The organism is Flavobacterium sp. DG2-3 (assembly GCF_030730925.1).
Classification (GTDB): domain Bacteria; phylum Bacteroidota; class Bacteroidia; order Flavobacteriales; family Flavobacteriaceae; genus Flavobacterium.
Genome location: NZ_JAVAMB010000005.1, coordinates 191,013 through 208,438, shown reverse-complemented (window position 1 = coordinate 208,438; position 17,426 = coordinate 191,013). Strand labels below are relative to the sequence as shown.

Annotated in this window: 18 protein-coding genes; 11 read left to right on the top strand and 7 right to left on the bottom strand. The window is 35.0% G+C overall.

Features of this window, described 5'->3' with window-relative positions:
* Window positions 1-50: 50 nt before the first annotated feature.
* The 4 genes from Q9Q97_RS09625 to Q9Q97_RS09610 all read right to left on the bottom strand — a co-directional run bounded on the left by Q9Q97_RS09625 (window position 51) and on the right by Q9Q97_RS09610 (window position 4,713).
* Window positions 51-1,835 (bottom strand): mechanosensitive ion channel family protein, encoded by a 1,785-nt coding sequence (locus tag Q9Q97_RS09625; protein WP_306156391.1) that lies wholly within the window; start codon window positions 1,833-1,835, stop codon window positions 51-53.
* A 77-nt stretch (window positions 1,836-1,912) separates the two neighbouring features.
* Window positions 1,913-2,419 (bottom strand): ACT domain-containing protein, encoded by a 507-nt coding sequence (locus Q9Q97_RS09620; RefSeq protein WP_306156389.1) that lies wholly within the window; start codon window positions 2,417-2,419, stop codon window positions 1,913-1,915.
* 405 nt (window positions 2,420-2,824) lie between these two features.
* A complete protein-coding gene (locus Q9Q97_RS09615) occupies window positions 2,825-3,850 on the bottom strand; it encodes an NAD(P)-dependent alcohol dehydrogenase (RefSeq protein ID WP_306156387.1) in 1,026 nt (341 codons plus the stop codon).
* Between the two features lie 260 nt (window positions 3,851-4,110).
* Window positions 4,111-4,713 carry a murein L,D-transpeptidase catalytic domain-containing protein gene (locus tag Q9Q97_RS09610; RefSeq protein WP_306156385.1) on the bottom strand — a complete coding sequence of 201 codons (603 nt, stop codon included), beginning with the start codon at window positions 4,711-4,713 and terminating at the stop codon, window positions 4,111-4,113.
* Window positions 4,714-5,115: 402 nt separating this feature from the next.
* Here Q9Q97_RS09610 and bioB point away from each other — a divergent pair, with 402 nt between their 5' ends.
* Window positions 5,116-6,105, top strand: coding sequence for a biotin synthase BioB (gene bioB, locus Q9Q97_RS09605; protein WP_306156383.1), 990 nt, complete (start codon window positions 5,116-5,118; stop codon window positions 6,103-6,105).
* A gap of 73 nt (window positions 6,106-6,178) precedes the next feature.
* Here the strand turns inward: bioB and Q9Q97_RS09600 are convergent, their stop codons facing one another.
* Complete coding sequence (locus Q9Q97_RS09600) at window positions 6,179-6,880, bottom strand: hypothetical protein (protein WP_306156382.1); 702 nt, start codon at window positions 6,878-6,880, stop codon at window positions 6,179-6,181.
* Between the two features lie 15 nt (window positions 6,881-6,895).
* Complete coding sequence (locus Q9Q97_RS09595; protein ID WP_306156380.1) at window positions 6,896-7,609, bottom strand: hypothetical protein; 714 nt, start codon at window positions 7,607-7,609, stop codon at window positions 6,896-6,898.
* A gap of 149 nt (window positions 7,610-7,758) precedes the next feature.
* Between Q9Q97_RS09595 and Q9Q97_RS09590 the strand changes: the two genes are divergently transcribed.
* Complete coding sequence (locus Q9Q97_RS09590) at window positions 7,759-8,268, top strand: DNA-deoxyinosine glycosylase (protein ID WP_306156378.1); 510 nt, start codon at window positions 7,759-7,761, stop codon at window positions 8,266-8,268.
* A 6-nt stretch (window positions 8,269-8,274) separates the two neighbouring features.
* On the opposite strand, the gene Q9Q97_RS09585 is transcribed toward Q9Q97_RS09590, so the two are convergent.
* Window positions 8,275-8,517, bottom strand: a complete 243-nt coding sequence (locus tag Q9Q97_RS09585) for a hypothetical protein (protein WP_306156376.1) — start codon at window positions 8,515-8,517, stop codon at window positions 8,275-8,277.
* 667 nt (window positions 8,518-9,184) lie between these two features.
* On the opposite strand from Q9Q97_RS09585, the gene Q9Q97_RS09580 reads away from it, so the two are divergent.
* From Q9Q97_RS09580 to vgrG, 9 genes are all read left to right on the top strand, one after another.
* Window positions 9,185-10,045 carry a LuxR C-terminal-related transcriptional regulator gene (locus Q9Q97_RS09580; RefSeq protein WP_306156373.1) on the top strand — a complete coding sequence of 287 codons (861 nt, stop codon included), beginning with the start codon at window positions 9,185-9,187 and terminating at the stop codon, window positions 10,043-10,045.
* Window positions 10,046-10,425: 380 nt separating this feature from the next.
* A complete protein-coding gene (locus tag Q9Q97_RS09575; RefSeq protein WP_306156372.1) occupies window positions 10,426-10,995 on the top strand; it encodes a Pvc16 family protein in 570 nt (189 codons plus the stop codon).
* Complete coding sequence (locus tag Q9Q97_RS09570) at window positions 10,992-11,822, top strand: hypothetical protein (protein ID WP_306156371.1); 831 nt, start codon at window positions 10,992-10,994, stop codon at window positions 11,820-11,822. Before Q9Q97_RS09575 ends, Q9Q97_RS09570 begins: the two co-directional genes overlap by 4 nt.
* A gap of 36 nt (window positions 11,823-11,858) precedes the next feature.
* Window positions 11,859-13,436, top strand: coding sequence for a phage tail sheath C-terminal domain-containing protein (locus Q9Q97_RS09565; RefSeq protein WP_306156370.1), 1,578 nt, complete (start codon window positions 11,859-11,861; stop codon window positions 13,434-13,436).
* A gap of 49 nt (window positions 13,437-13,485) precedes the next feature.
* The gene (locus tag Q9Q97_RS09560; RefSeq protein ID WP_008469163.1) at window positions 13,486-13,956 is read left to right on the top strand and encodes a phage tail protein; all 471 of its coding nucleotides are present in this window, start codon (window positions 13,486-13,488) and stop codon (window positions 13,954-13,956) included.
* Window positions 13,943-14,413 carry a phage tail protein gene (locus Q9Q97_RS09555; RefSeq protein ID WP_306156369.1) on the top strand — a complete coding sequence of 157 codons (471 nt, stop codon included), beginning with the start codon at window positions 13,943-13,945 and terminating at the stop codon, window positions 14,411-14,413. The genes Q9Q97_RS09560 and Q9Q97_RS09555 overlap by 14 nt, the downstream gene beginning before the upstream one ends.
* 6 nt (window positions 14,414-14,419) lie before the next feature.
* A complete protein-coding gene (locus Q9Q97_RS09550) occupies window positions 14,420-14,590 on the top strand; it encodes a DUF5908 family protein (protein WP_306156368.1) in 171 nt (56 codons plus the stop codon).
* 201 nt (window positions 14,591-14,791) lie between these two features.
* Window positions 14,792-15,466: a hypothetical protein gene (locus Q9Q97_RS09545; RefSeq protein ID WP_306156367.1), complete on the top strand. Its 675-nt coding sequence runs from the start codon at window positions 14,792-14,794 to the stop codon at window positions 15,464-15,466.
* Window positions 15,466-17,265, top strand: coding sequence for a type VI secretion system tip protein VgrG (gene vgrG, locus Q9Q97_RS09540; protein ID WP_306156366.1), 1,800 nt, complete (start codon window positions 15,466-15,468; stop codon window positions 17,263-17,265). Before Q9Q97_RS09545 ends, vgrG begins: the two co-directional genes overlap by 1 nt.
* The last annotated feature ends 161 nt before the right edge of the window (window positions 17,266-17,426 follow it).

Below are 17,426 nucleotides of genomic sequence, written 5' to 3'. Positions count from 1 at the left end.
TATAAATTGCAATAAAAAAATAGGCTGTCTTTTGAACAGCCTATTTTCTTTTAAATTATAGTCATATCCGTATCTGGATTAAAACTTCCATCGTCTGGATATTTAATGCTTCCCTTTAAGTTCTCTACCCTTTTCGGGTCAAATTTAGGAAGTTGCAATTCATTATTTTCCTTCCACTTTTTAACTGTTTCTGCAACTTCCTCTGCTTTTTCAGTTGAAAAAGGAATATCTCTCGCCATGTATAATGTCTGCGACGGATAAGCCAAAGAAGTACCACTTTTTTCTATAATATCCATCATTCGCAATAAAAGATCTTCTTGCACTTCTTGTGAGGTTTCAAAATTAACCGCTTCAATATAAGCAGTAATTTCAACTTTTAAAGCATCGGCTGTAATGCCCGTAAAACGGACTATTGGAGGCGTATTGATTACTCCGGGATGTGCGTAGAGCAAAGATCTTAATTCGACAAGCAGATAACGCATTTGGTCTGGAGTGGTTTCCATTCTAAAACCAAAAATCGGATTGAATATAAATCGGTCGCGATGGGCATAATTTTCTATTTTACTAGCCGAAAGCTGTCCATTCGGAATCGTAACAATACTTCGGGCTGCCGTACGAAGTGTCGTAGAACGCATTCCGATAGATTCTACCGTTCCTTTAATATCGTCAACACGACAATAATCACCAACGCGTAGGGGCTGATCGGCAATAAGGCTGACACTTCCCACAAAATTTTCTATTGTTTTTTGTGCTCCAAGAGCCAATGCAATCCCCCCAATTCCAAGTGCAGCAAGTCCTGCTGTGACATCTACTCCAATAATTCCCAGTATGGCAATAATTCCGATAACTACAATTGCTGCTTTCATGGTGCGGCTTAAAAACAAAACCGCAGATACGGCAGAAGCACGTCCTCGCCTATTCATTCTGCTTCTGGTAAACATGCTCACAAAATCGGTCATTCTCCAAAGCAGGATTAAAAAAGCCAAAATTCCGATTGTGATTATGATGATGCTAAATCGCTGGCGCACAATTATCGAAATTCCCATGCGTTGCGTTGTTGCTACAAATAAGATTACCGTGAGATACATTTGCACCGGCAACGTAAAAGCCTCGATTATAGCGTTCCCTTTCTCGCTGTCTGCTTTCTTCCATATTTTTTGAAGCAGAAATATAAAGACGAATATAAGCAGTCTGGAAAGCAGGTAGGAAACAATCGTCATTATCACCACTACTCCCCAATGTCCAATAGGAACATTTCCAAATTTCTTTTCTTTTAAGACTTTTGGCAATACTCTGTCCAAAAATGTTTTTTCTCCGCTAACATCTGCTGAAAGAATGGCTTCAATGGTTTCTGCCGAAAAAAGCCATAAAGCCGGCTCACTATCATCTGACTGATTTTCCAGATAAAGCTGTATGTTTATTTTGTCTGTCGATATATTTCCGACTAAATCGATTCCCGTTGCCAGATTATCATCTATTCGTCCCAATTCTTTATTGCTAAGAATAGATGATGGCGAAAAATTACCACCCTGATCCAAAAGCTGCTGAAAGGTCTTGGCTATTCGTATTCTTTCAGCCGTTTTGCGGTACGAACGTTTACTAAGCATAAAATACTGGCTGGCACGCAGATAATTCTGATCGCCAATTGCCTTGATAAAACCATTTACAGTTCCTTGAGGTGTTCTTCTTCCTAGTGAATCATCTGGAATTTTTGCTGGTTCTTCGGCCGTAGTTTTGGCTGCACCCAAAAGCTGCGCTTCCATTCTTAATGGCGTTATCAGTACTGCCGAGAACAGCAATAAAAAAGACAATAAACGTTTAGTACCTAAAATCATATTTTTAGCTTTAGTAACTTAGACTATTAAAAATAAGAAATCTAGCAGAAAACAACTGATTTAAACTCAGTTTTTTTCTAAAATTCTGCACAAAAGCCTTCTTCAGATTTTGTAAGTGCAATTCTGGAGCTCTTTATAAATTCTACAAGCTTCAATTGTTTTAATTTTTCAGTCAAGCTGATTATCTCTTCATCTGTTCCTGTGGCTTGCAATACGGTGTATTCTTTCTGAATTTCTGAAACCGTGAGATCTTTTTCGCGAAGTATACTTTCCATTCTTGGATCTGACATAAATACCGCAGTCGAGATCTTAAATAATGCGGTCTGCCTGTAAAAGATTTCATCTTTCGAAGAATAACTGCATTTAAAAACTTCTATAATTTTCTCAATCTGTGCAGCTAAGTTTATTACGGTATCTAATGTTTCATTTACTACTATAGTGTGCCTGTACATTTGATCAATTTCGCAAATAGACATATTAAGACTCAAAATAGCTACTTGTTTTCGTATAAACATCGAGCTGAGTTTATTGATTAATCTTATTTGATCTTCAGAATAAATGGTGAGGGTAAATTCGTTTTTCATTGTGTGATTTTATTTATGCTTTTTTGTTGCTGGAGGGAAATAAAAAAAGCCTTTCGCAGGACTGAGAAAGGCTTTTTTGAATAGACAATATAATCCTAACTCGTCATGTAATGCGAATAATGATAATTGAAATAATAATGCTATTCTGAACTAATTTTTTCATAATTGCTGTAAACAAAAAGCCTCCCGATTATGGGAGGCTTTCTAAATTGTATCTTTTACTTATTTATATAACACCTCTCCATCACTATCGAATGATAATCATGATAATAGAAGCGATGTTAATTGTGTTTTTCATTTGCTTGATTGGATGCGCAAATATATCGATATTTTTTAATCTGCAAATAGTATTTTATCAAAACAAAAAATCCGCCTCTGTTGTGACGGATTCTTTTCTTATGACTTTTAAGGTATTAAAACGGCTCTGCCTTTTATTTTTCCTTGTCTCATTCTATCATACACTTCGTTAGCATCGTCAAGTTTATGTTTTTCTATTTCGATATGAATTTTCTTTTGTCTAGCCAAGCCTACAACTTCCATCAATTCTGTTCTTGATCCCCAATACGGATTGGTCATACTCACTCCGAAAGGCAAAACATTCATACTATACTGATAATGTCCGCCGCCAAGACCAACAATCGTAAGATCTCCATCTAAGCTTACAACCTTTGTTCCTAAATCTATTGTTGAAGTTGCTCCAACAAAATCTAGAACAACTTTAGCTTTTTTGATTCCGGTAATTTTCTGAATTTGTTCTGCTGCATCGGCATCTTTAGAATTAATGGTAAATTCGGCCCCTAATTCTTTTGCAAATGCTAATTTATCTTCGGTAACATCGCAGGCAATAATAGCTGCTCCGCTGATTTCTCTTAATATCTGAAGTGCGACATGTCCTAAACCGCCAACACCAATAACCACAACAAACTCGTCTGCCATTAATTTAGGAAGAGAACGTTTTATGGCAGAATACGGTGTAAGTGCTGCATCTGTTAATGGAGCTGCAATTATAGGATCTAAATCGAAAATAGGCACTAAAAGTCTCGAAGACGGAACCAGCATGTACTCTGCCATACCGCCATCTAGTCCTAAACCGCCTCCGTAAGCTTGCTCGGACTGATGATCACAATAATTTTCTTTTGACTGCTGACAGGGCTTACAATGTCCGCAACCCCACGGACCGTATACCAGCACGGCATCTCCTTTTTTATATCCTTTCACATTTTCGCCAATTTCTTCAACCCATCCCGCATTTTCGTGTCCTAGAGTAAAAACGGTTCCTACAACTGTTCCCTCGTCTATAATGTGCAGGTCTGAGTGGCAAACACCAGCTCCGCCAATTTTTAATAAAACTTCATCACCTTTTGGAACAGGTCTTTCAAGATCATTAACAACGCGGACATCTTTGTGCCCAAAAAAACGTACTGCTTTCATAAAATAAACTTTTGATTACTATTCTACTAATTTACAACTTGTATTTTCTATCTAGTTTATCAGACAAGTTAAGTTTATCCTAATTTATTGCTTTTACTGAGCATTTATAGGAACTTAGAGATAAAGGGCAAAAATTTAAACGGCATAAAATTTAATTTATCGGCATAAAAAAAGAGAACCTAAGTTCTCTTTTAAATTTATTTTTACTGTTCAAAAATCTAATGGAATTTTAGTTTACTCCAAACTTATTGTTCCATCTTTTAATAATAAACAGACAATAAGATTTTAGAATTTGAACTTTCTATATATTTTTCAAGTCTTTTGAAGAATGCTTCGTTAACCATTGGACAACCGTGGCTGTTGATAATGTAATAACCTTGTTCGTCAGACGGAACTTCTTTGTAATGGTGCAATACAATAGCACGCTTCATGGCATTATTATTCGTTTCATCTAATCCTGCCAATCTGAAAGCTTTTCCGAAAACACCTTTATACGGCTTTTCTACTGAATATCTTCCTAGCGAAGTGCAATTTGAATTTGGAGTATTGCTGAATTGCAGGATATCTCCTTTTATTCCTGTTTCAGAACCAGAGCCGTGCGCTACCAATCCTTGATCTAGAATCTGATTGTTTTCAAGATCGTAAACAAAAAAGCGATTTTTTCCTGATTTAATTTTCATATCAACAAGAAAAGCAATTTTATTACTGTACTTGTGATTAGTTGATGTGTAAGCCTTAATTTCACTTACATGCTCGGTAAGTCTTGCGAATTCAACTTCGCTTAAAATTTCATTCTCTTCCCATACATTTACAGCAGTAAAGGAACTTAAAGAAAAAAGCAGTGCCATTAAAAATATTCTCATATCAGGCAAAAAGTTAGGTTAAACGTAGTTTGGGGTTCGATAATCTAATGCTGCAAAATTATGTAGAAAGATTATACAATTCCCATCTCATAAGTTAAAGATATTATAAATATCTGAAAATAACAACATTAAACGTTAAGATTTAATTAAAATACGTTAATGTGCAGAATATCCGTTAAAGCAGAAGTTAATTTTTGTTCGGCCTATAGCTACCTAAAAATCATCTACTTATAATCTTATTTTATATTTCAGAAACTGTTTAATCAAAAAGACAGTTCTTCTTGAAATAATTCCGACTGAATCTTCAATTTCAACCGGACCACTCATAATCTAAAAACTGGTACATTTTAGTGATACGGCAAAACAATACATTTGGCTAAAAATAAAAGTATATCAGATAAAATGAATGGACAAATAAGACACGACTGGAGCAAAGAAGAAATTCAAGCGATTTACGACAAGCCTTTATTAGAATTGGTTTATCAGGCTGCGACTGTACACCGCGAATGGCACAAACCATCAGAAATACAGGTGTGTACCTTACTTTCTGTAAAAACAGGTGGCTGTCCAGAAGATTGCTCGTATTGCGGTCAGGCAGCGCGTTATCATACCGATATAAAAGTACAGGCTCTTTTGCCAACAGAAAAGGTACTAGAACATGCGCAAAAAGCTAAAGACGGAGGTTCTTCCCGTTTTTGTATGGCTGCCGCTTGGCGCGAAGTCCGTAATAATAAAGATTTCGATCGCGTTATAGAAATGGTCAAAGGCGTAAACGATCTCGGACTAGAAGTCTGCTGCACTTTAGGAATGCTAACCGAAGAACAAGCTATACGTTTACAAGAAGCTGGATTGTATGCTTATAATCACAATTTAGATACTTCAGAAAGTTATTATGACGAAATCATTAGCACACGAAAGTTTGATCAGCGTCTTGATACTATTAACAATGTCAGAAAAGCGGGTATCACTGTTTGTTCTGGCGGAATTATTGGTTTGGGAGAAACTCCTGCTGATCGTGTATCGATGCTCTTAACCTTAGCCAGAATGCCGGTTCATCCAGAATCTGTTCCTGTAAATGCGTTAGCTAGAGTAAAAGGAACTCCATTAGAAAATAATCCAAAAGTGCCGCTTTGGGATATGGTTCGAATGATTGCTACCGCGCGTATTATTATGCCTGCAGCTGTTGTCCGCTTAAGTGCAGGACGTATCGAAATGACCGAAGAAGAACAAGCTTGGTGTTTTATGGCAGGCGCTAATTCTATTTTTACGGGAGAACGCGAAACTTTACTCGTTACACCAAATCCAGGATTATCTGAAGATATGCAGATGTTTCAAAATCTTGGACTTAAGCCTTTGAGTAAGGAAAGTAAAAGGGGTTGTTCGGTGGCTTAAAGATTGGTTATACTATTAATTAAACTAAAAAGAGCCTTTTTTAAAGCCTCTTTTTAGTTTTTAAATCTTAGTATTAAAAATATCTCACAAATTCATCTCTGTTATGATGCGGAATACTAGAATGATAAGATTTTAATTCCATAGTATCCCAAGATTTCCATTCGTCAGAAAGTTCTCCATTGGTAGATTTATGATGTTCTAAAAACCCTTCAATAACGTAATCTTTCAGAGGCATATCTAAAATTCGTTCTTTTCCATTTTGTGTCAGCACTATTTTGTATTCTAACTCTCCTTTATCATTAATATGAAAGGTAAATAACCCGCTGTCCCAAGAACTTAAATATTCCAAATCTCCATCGTCATCATATTGAGTAGGAACTAGACCATTTTCTTTTTCATATTCAAAAATCATAGACATCATACGATCGTTTACCCATTGGTAAAAAACTTCAGCATAATCTAACAAATTTTGTTTTGCTTTATCATCTTCCCACTTATATGTACTTGAATACTCCCCGTTACTTTGAATTTGAAATATGGCAATATTAAACTTATCATTTGTTTCAATTCTATCTTTAAAAATTTCATAAATAAATCTTTCATAAGCAAACAATTCTCTACCATCTAAAGATGTTTCTTTTTTATCATCATTATAATAATAAACTGCTATATCGTAACTTCCTCCCAGTGTGAAAGTAAATTTTACTTCTAATATATCATAAGAGAATTCTTTATAGTATTCAAGGAAAGCTTTTATAGCATCTTGTTCTTTCATTTTTTAATGCTTAAGCTAAATATATCTTACAAACTCATCCCTCTTATCATAAGGAATATGGTAATGAGGAGATTTTAATTCCATAGTATTCCAAGATTGCCACTCATCAGTAAGTTCTGTATTGGTTATTTTATGATGCTCAAAAATTCCTTCTATGAAATAATCTTTTAATGGCATATCTAGAATTCTTACTTTTCCATCTTTTGTAAGCGATATTTTATATTCGAGATCACTTTTATCATTAATATGAAAAGTAAATAAACCGCTATCCCAAGAACTTAAATATTCTAAATCTCCATCATCATCTAATTGAGTCGGAACAAGACCGTTTTCTTTTTCATATTCAAAAATCATAGACATCATTCGATCATTTGTCCATTGGTAAAATACTTCGGCACCTCTTAATAAATCCTGTTTCTCTTTTTCATTGTCCCAAAAGTGTTTTTGAGAATACGTTTTGTCATTATTTAACTCTAAAATAAAACGATTAAACTTTTTATCAGTATGAATTGTCTCTTCAAAATAGTCTGAAATGATTTCTATTTCATCGTCAATAGCTCTTGGACTTATAATAGTTGGAAATATTTCCCCTGACTCTGTTACATATCTTACTAAAAACTTATAGCTTCCCGATTGAGTAAATTCATACTCAATATTTAACTTTACATAGGTATGCTCATTATAATAATTATATAAAGCATCTATTAGAGAATTTATGTTTATACTCATTTTAAAGATTTAAATTTCTTTCAGATTTAGCAAATTACTGGAATTGTCATCGGTAAATATATTAACTTTAAAAATATTCTTTGTATGCCATTTTAAAAAACATTTCAAATCTTTATTAATAATTTTATAGCATTAAAAGAAAACAAAACATGCTCAAAAAAGCCCTACCCCCACTAATCGACAATTCCACAACCATTCTTATTATGGGTACCATGGCGGGCGAGCAGTCTATTGCTAAGCAGGAATATTACGCTAATAGAGGAAACCTTTTTTGGAAAATTCTGTTTGCTATTTTTGAGGAAGAATTCAGCGCCTCTTATGAAGATCGAAAAGCACTCGTAAGAAAGTATAAGATTGGCCTTTGGAATGTTTTAGAAAGCTGCAAAAGAGAAGGAAGCAGTGATGCTAAGATAACAGAAGAAAAGATAAACGATTTTGAAAAACTGCATAAACAATATCCGAATATAAAATATGTTTTTTTTGAAAGTAAAGCTGCTGCAAAATACTTCGAAAAGCATTCTGCCCCACAGAAAGGTATCGTATATACGACTCTACCATCAACTAGTGGATTAAATGCTGGTTTGTCTACAGCAGAAAAAATGGAACAATGGAAAGCTGTATCGCAAATAGCTCTTTGCAAATCTATTGAAGATCAGTAATAAAAACTATCTGTTTCTCATAATGTAAAAAAGTATTTCTTCTTCTAATTCTCTTGACAAATTTTCAAACTTCATCTTGCGTTTGTAGTTTTTTTCGCTTTTATCCTTATAAAGCTCCGTTTTTGCAGTACTTATACAATAAGCGTCGCACATAACCTTAAATTTTTCGTCGAGTATGTACAATTCTTTCATAGAATCAAAGTACGCTGCAAATTTAACATTATACAATTCGTCAGGAATAGCCGCCATAGGTTCTGTTGCGTTTAAATTAATACTGTATTTTACCTTACAGGTTCATTTTACAATACTCATAATATAATTATAAGTGCTAAGCATTCTTCAGACAGCTCCTCGATCAACCGATTTAAAAAGCTGCATTTTCATAATATTAAAATTAGAGTGAAAAACTTTAATCTTTTTTGTTTAAGCCTCTGTAAATGGTTTCAGTTTATAATCTGAAACCAGAAATAGTAAAATGAACCATCAATATTTTAAAATGAAACAATGCTGAAATGAGTTGTTTTCTAACATAGGCCATATAATTCATCATGCTTTCTAGATTTTAGTATTAAAAATCGGCTTTTAGTTAATTTTCAATGTCTAAAGTGATGAAATTGTTAATTAACACAAGAAATGCAAAAACACGTAATAGTACTTATAGTAATATTCTTATGATTAAATAAATTTACATCCCTTTAATTTATAAGCCACAAATCATCAAAAATAGCTGCAATTCTATTTTATTCAAATCAAGTTATCAATACTGTCTGGAGAAGTGAGTTTTATTTTATCTGATAAACTCTGTCAATGTTAAGAGCTGTTTTTAACGAGAAAAAATGTTTATTTCATTTTGATATGCTGTCTTAGAAATTAAACCGAAAACGCATAAAAAAAGCAACATATAGTACCCCAAAAAATGCTTGAGAAAAAATCTATAGTAATCGGATGTGACGATATCACGATATTGACTATGATATTAAACGCAATATCAATAGTATCTGATTACGCCTTTTCTACAGTTTCTGTTTCGAGAGGAGTAGATTTGAAAAACACCATAAACTCTTTAAATCCAGATTTAGTCATTTTAGGATTCAAACAAAATCAGTTTGTTTTGAATGATACTAATTTTGATTCTGACAAAAGGAATATTCCCATTTTATACTTGACACAGAATTATGAATGCGAATCGTTATGCTGGTCCAAACAAAGCATTGTTTTTACTTTTCCTTATCAGCAACTTAAGAATACTGACTTTTTAATTTACAGAATCCGATCTATTTTTCTTCTAAAAAAAACAGAGCCACAAAGCAAAGCTCCAACGTCTTTTGCAGAAGCTGCGATTCAGAAGAATGATCCTGATAAACTGAGTCATTATGTAATGGAACTTGATCAAAAGGTTGAAGTGCTTTTGAAAGTAAAAGAACGTATTTCTTATTTGTATCCCAATGTAGATGACGCGACCAGAATTGAATTGATGTCGATTGTAAATTCCATAAAAACAGTTGCCAACGATAATAAGCTTTGGGATGATTTCAAAATTTATTTCGAGCAGTCAAATCCTAATTTTCTTTTGGCTCTTGCCAAAAAACATCCTTCTCTAAGTTCTCGAGATTTAAAATATTGCTGCTATATTAAAATGAATATGAGCAACAATGACATTACCAATCTTCTCGGCATTAATCAAGAAAGTGTTCGTACTCACAAATATCGTCTTAAAAAGAAATTAACTCTTAAGAAAGAAGACGATATCATTTCGTACTTAAGAACTGTTTCTTAATTTCCTTTCCCTTATTTGTTATTTTACCATTACATGCTTCAGTAAATTTTAGCAATGTTAAACAGCTTTATACTATAAAAATGCTGAACATTTTTCTTTCACTAAATTTTAAAATCCATACTTGCATTGAGAGTATTTTTTGCTGTATTTGTCAAAATGCGGCATTACTTTTTAGGGCTATATATACCAAACTGAGACAAAGTGTAGACAAAAAAAACTTTGTCTATACTTTGTCTATAAAAACATCGACTATCTGCCAAATTTGTCTATGAAAAGTATATTACAAATTTTTCGTACAAATCTAATTCTCAGTTACTTTTACAATTAAGAACAGCTAATTTATTAGCTATCACACTTAATTAATTTAACAGTTAAATACGATGATACATCAATCACTTCAATTTACGAATAAATTATTGGGACAGTTTTTAAAAAATCGTTTTGGTCTAACCGAAGACAAAACGACTGTAAACTATCTCATTGAACCAAGTGGCACTTTGCCAAAAGTAAATCAGAACAAAGTGGTTTTGTCTCTTATAAATATTGAAAAAGAAACCAATCAGCCTTTTTACATCAGAAATCAGAAATTAGAAAGTGGCAACTACTCTAATTTCAATCCAACAGAAAGATACAACATTGACTTATTGATCAGCAGCAATTTTGAAGATTACACAGAATCCTTAAAATTTCTGGATGCCATTATCATCTTCTTTCAGATTAATAATTATATCGATGCATCGTCCTCCTCCTCTATTCCAGACGGTTTAAGCAGATTAGAATTTGAGTACGAAAAGATTTCTTACCACCAAATGCACAGTTTATGGACGGCGATGGGCGCAAAATACCAGCCTTCGATTATTTATAAAATGAAACTGATAAAAGCGCAAGGACATGAAATTATGGAAATCATACCGTCTGTAAAAAACACTAGTAATAATATCGTAAAATGATACAGAGCAATTACATAAAAATCTTTACTACTGCCGCTTATCATACTTTTTTTGATAACGGAAAATGCAATTGTCTTCATTTTACGCCAAATAATAAAACCGATAAAATATTCAAGAAATTCGGTTTCAAAACAAATCACATTTCAAACGGATTCGATTTATATTCAAACACAAAATCATCGCTCTCAGATTTATTACACTATATTTCTACAACTACAGGGCAAGATTACTTCGAGTTTAATATCAGATGCAGCAATCCCAATTTTATTCTCTTTACGACTTTGCCAATAAATTGGATCGGAACCGTTAATTATTCTAGCCAAGATCCTAAAAATCTAAACAACGAGGGAAAAATTGTATTGAATCAGACTTTAGAAAACAAACCTGCATCATCTCATTTTGGGCATTTAAAAGTCTATTTTGAAGATATCTTAAAAGAGCAACACACCGCTAATTCTATACTTTTTGAAATCAATTTTACGGCAAGAGCCACACAATGGCAATATTATTTTATTAATAAAAACGCTGTACAGCTAAACAATCCTTCGATTACTCAAAAAGAAAACATACAATTTGACGGGCCGCAGCAAGTCACGATTCAAACTGGAGAATCGGCTTTGCTGTTTACTTCCAACAAAACTTACATTACGCTTAGCGAAAAACCGAAATATAAATTTGATTTAATAAACAGTTCTGTTTCAAATCAAAACAATGCCAAACCTAAAGTAATTATAAAAGGACTTCCGTGTCCAGATGTCTCCCGAATAGGAATAATCGAGAATAGCGACCAAAATGAAGTCGCCTCACCAATGTATATCTACTTATAAAAAACTATTAAAAATGAACACTAAAAACTAAAATCAATGAATTTATCTACCATTCAAACTCCTGGTGTTTACATTCAAGAATTAAATGCTTTTCCCAATTCTGTTGTTGGAGTTGCCACAGCAATACCAGCATTTATAGGGTACACACCACAGGCCGCATACGAAGGAAAATCGTATACGAATGTGCCAGTAAAAATCACATCTTTTGCTGATTTTCAGGCTTTTTTCTGTTTGCCAGATCCACCTGCACCTGCAAGTCCGTCGAAACAGTACAATCCTGAATATTACTTGGTAGCAGAAAAAAGTCAGCCCTTAAAAGGCGACTACATGCTAATTGCAGGAACTTATTATTCTATAGTTCCAGACCCGAACACCGTTTATTATTTGTACAATAGCGTAAGGCTTTTTTATGAAAATGGCGGTGGAGATGCTTATATTGTTTCTGTTGGAAGCTACGGACCTCCGTCGCAAAAACCAGCAGCTCCAGGCGTTCCTGTTGTAAATCCGAATGTACAGCTGAATGATTTGACTAAAGGACTTGCTTTATTGCTAAACGAGCAAGAACCAACTATGTACATCTGCCCGGAAGCGACTTTGTTAAGCGTAGAAAACAATGGAACATTAATGCAGTCAATGCTTTTGCAAGCAACGCAAATGCAAACAGCAATGTGTTTGTTTGATATTATTGGAGGTGACGCCCCAGACCCAATTTTGTACACTCAAGACATTACCAATTTTAGAATGAATACAGGTTCTGTTGGGTTGAATTATGGAATGGCATATTATCCTTTTATCGGGACTACGATAATGCAAAATTCAGATATTGATTATACGAATTTATTTGGCGGAGACGTAAAACAATTAGAAGCAATTCTTAATCCTGCTAGCGCTCCAAATCCGGCGGCGGCGGCAATTATTGCTAATATTCAAAGTCCGGCAAGTACTTTAACTGTTACTCAAAATCACAATGCGTTACTTATTGCAAGTCAGACCTATTCCTTAATGATCAAACACATTGTGGCCGACGCTAATATTCTTCCTCCAAGCGGTGCTATGGCAGGAGTTATCACAACTGTAGACAATACTGTCGGTCCGTGGGAAGCTCCTGCAAATACTTCGATCGTAGGTGCAGCTTCATTGCCAATTTCTATTTCTGAAAGTCAACAAGCCAACTTAAATGTAGATGCTGTTTCGGGTAAATCGATCAATGCAATTCGAACTTTTAACGGTTTAGGGATTTTAATTTGGGGATCTAGAACATTAGACGGAAACAGCCAAGACTGGAGATATATTCCGGTGCGCAGAACCATGATATTCTTAGAACAATCTTGTAAACTGGCAGCTCAAGCTTATGTCTTCCAGCCAAATGACAAAAATACTTGGGAAGCCGTGATTTCTATGATTAGCAGTTTCCTTAGTTCGATCTGGAAACAAGGAGGTTTGCAAGGAGCCAGCGCTTCTGATGCCTTTTCTGTAGCCTGCGGATTGGGTTCTACCATGACAGCAGACGACATTTTAAATGGATTCATGAATGTTACAGTTAAAGTTGCAGTTGTTCATCCAGCTGAATTCATTGTCTTGACATTTCAACAGCAAATGGCAACTTCTAGTTAATCAAATAAATACTCAATTAAGTAAAATTTTAATTTAAAAATAAAAGAATATGGCAACAGATGACGGAAGCGTACAAGGCGCAACATGGCCCATGCCAAAGTTTAGATTCGAAGTAGACCTTGGAACAGAATTAACAAAAGTAGCTTTTCAGGAAGTTACCGGAATGGACGTCGAAAATCAAATTATAGAATATCGTAAAAGTAATAGTCCGCTTTTTTCTGTGGAGAAAATGCCGGGAATTACCAAATACGGAAACGTAACCATGAAACGTGGAATCTTTGTAAATGATAATACTTTCTGGGATTGGCATCAGCAAGTCGTAATGAATACGATTAAAAGAAGAACGGTTCTGATCAAATTATTAGACGAAAAAGGCGGCGTAACCATGCAATGGACTTTAAATAATGCCTGGCCCACTAAAATTACCAGCACCGATTTAAAATCTGATGGTAATGAGGTTGCGGTAGACACTATAGAAATTGCACACGAACAACTGATCATTAAAAATGGCGGTAAGTAACGATTATCCTGTTAGCTTTTATTTTACACTTTCGTTTGCAGGTGTAGATGCGGCTTTCAAAGAGGTATCTGGAATTTCTAAAGAACTAAGCGTAGAAGAAATTGTTTGTGGAGGCGAAAATAGATTTAAATATCGCCTCCCAACCATTTCCAACAGTCAGAACTTAGTCCTTAAAAGAGCTATGGTACCCGCAGGATCGCAGCTGGTAAATTGGTGCGCCAACTGCATTGATCAAGGATTATCAAACCCAATTCAGCCCAAAAATGTGATTCTGAAATTGCTTAATGCCTCAGGTGTTGTATGCATGCAATGGACTTTTAATAATGCCTATCCCGTAAAATATTCGGTTTCTGATTTAAACTCTCAGGAAAGCAACATAGCGATAGAATCTATTGAACTGGCTTACACCTATTTTGACATTTCAAAGGATACCAAATTTGATAAACTTTTTACGTAAACCATTATGCCAATCGAAATAAGAGAACTCGTTATCAAAACTGAAATCGTTACAACAAACGCAAAAAATTCGGCTCTAGCCAAAGAACGAGAGCTGTCTATTTTAAGAAAACAGCTGCTGGAAGAATGCAAAAGATTAATCGCAGAAAAAAATCAGGAAAATAGCTATAAACGTTAAAGGCACAGATTAAAGAATTTAAAAAAAGTTTCACGCAGATTTTGCAGATTAAAGCAGATCTAATTTTAATGCAGTTACAATAAATCTGCGAAATCTGCTTAGATCAATTTAAAATCTGCGTGAAATAATTTGAGACACAGATTAAAAGAATTAAAAAGAAAAAATCTGCGTAAAAAAAAACAAACTTAAAATAGTAAACAAATGGCCAGCTTGGAATTAATGAAAATAACGGGTTACACAGACGAAGAATTTCAAAATAAATTCTCTGGAAATCCGTATGCTTTCATGATTAATCCTGATAATATCAAAATACAAAAAAGCATCGAGTATAATGAGCAGCAAGCACCTGCCACAAGCTCGGCTTCGCAAAAATATAAAAGTACTCCAAGTGATAAATTAAGTTTTGAAATGGTGATTGACTGTACCGGAATCGTAGATGCAAAACGTACCGATATGGCCAAAGAAATAACAGCATTAGAAACGATAATTTATACTTACAACGGTAAAATACACCGTCCTAATTTTGTAAAAGTGCAATGGGGTCAGAATATTACATTCAACGGAGTGCTTGATTCTATTGACATTTCGTACACCTTGTTTAAACCCGATGGAAGTCCGCTGAGAGCCAAGCTATCATTGTCTTTTAGCCGTTACATTTCACCAAAAACAGTAACTAGAACAGACGCTCCCGAATCTCCAGATCTTACGCACATTGTAACCGTTTCTGAAGGAATGTCGTTACCGCAATTGTGCCAGAAAGTCTGGAACGATGATTCGTTTTATATACAAGTTGCTGAGTATAATAAACTCAACAAATTCAGAAACCTTAATGGTATCGACAAATTAATATTTCCACCTATAATCCCTTCCAATTAATGAGTGCCTCAACTGAAATAAAAAGTGGCGGAATCGCAACATTCGCAGTTAAAGTTAACGGAACCGCAATAGCCGATGAACTGAGCGTGCTTTCCATTCATATCGAAAAAAAAGTAAATCGAATTGCTTCTGCCAAAGTGACTATTCTAGACGGAGAACCTAATACGGGTAAATTTGACGCCAGCTCCTCTTCTATTTTTGTGCCTGGCGCAGAAATTAGTATCGAAGCTGGATATGATGCCACTAACACCGTTATTTTTTCTGGTGTTATTATGAGTCAGACGCTTCGTATTGATAATCTGGTCGGATCAGCTTTAGAAATAGAATGCCGTGACAAAGCCATAAAAATGATTGTGGGGCGCAAAAGCCTTACTTTCTCAAAACAAAAAGACAGCGATATCATTTCTTCCATAATAGGAACGTATTCCGGATTAAGCTCAGATGTTACTGCAACCAGTACAGTTTGGCCAGAACAAGTCCAATTTTATGCTACCGACTGGGATTATATTTTGGCTCTAGCCGAAGCAAACGGACTAATTGTAACCACTTTAAATGGAAAAGTAGCTGTAAATCCTCCTGATAAAACAACAACATCGGTGCTAACCGTAACCTATGGCGATAATCTGCTTGAATTCAATGCCAAATTGAATGCTGTGACACAATTAGGAAGTGCAACCGCCAACAGCTGGGATTTTAAAACACAAGCCGTTGTAAGTGGTAATGCTACACCAAATGTCACTGGAGCTGGAAATTTAACCACTAAAAAACTATCCGAGGCTATCGGACTTTCGACTTATCAATTGCAGACTTCGGCACCTTTGGAAACGGCAGATTTAACTAATTGGTCTAAAGCGCAAATAATTAAAAGTGAATATGCTAAAATAATGGGCGAAGCCAAATTTCAAGGCACCAGTTTAGTCGATCCCGGAAAATACATAACTTTTGCCGGTCTTGGAGATCGTTTTAATGGCGATTATCTTATTGGTGGCGTTGTACATGATTTATCACAAGGAAACTGGGTTACAGAAGTTTCGCTCGGGCTTTCTCCGTTATGGTTTACCGAAGAGCCAGATGTTATGGCGCCGCCCGCTTCTGGGCTTCTGCCTGGAGCAAAAGGTCTCTTTAACGGAACTGTAAAAAAGATGTATGAAGATCCTGATTCAGAATACAGAGTTTTAGTCGATGTTCCGCTATTGGATCCGAAAGGTGAAGGAATCTGGGCAAGATTGACCAACTTTTATTCGACAAGCGGAGCTGGAGCTTTTTTCATGCCCGAAGTTGGAGACGAAGTCGTTTTAGGTTTTATAAACGAAGATCCGCGTTACCCGATTATTCTTGGCAGCGTTTACAGTAGCACAAGTATAAAGCCTTTTACAGGATTAGATCCGAATCAGAAAAATTCGGTAAAAGCTATTGTTTCCAAATCGGGAATTTCCGTACAATTTGACGACGAAAACAAAGTATGGACTGTTGCAACACCCAATAAAAACACCATCATAATTAGCGATAAAGACAAGAAAATTACGATTCAGGATGAAAATAACAACAGTATCGTAATGTCTAGCAGCGGTATAGATTTAACAAGCCAAAAAAACATCAATATTTCAGCCAATCAGAATGTTACTATCAAAGGAGATCAAGGCGTAAAAATAGAGTCAAGCGGCGGCGATGTAGCCACGCAAGGCTTGAACATTAAAGAAAATGCATCTATGCAATATAACGCTCAAGGCGGACAAATGGCGCAAGTAACCGGAGGAATGCAATTAACCTTGAAAGGCGCCATGGTTATGATTAATTAAAGGTTGATGGTTTGTGGTTTGTGGTTTGTGGTTTATAGTTAATCGTTTATCGTTTTTGGTTAACGACAAATAATTAATTACGATTAAACTTTGTCAAAGTTTAAAACTTTGACAAAGCCGCCAAAAACAAACAACAAACAACAAACAACAAACAATAAACA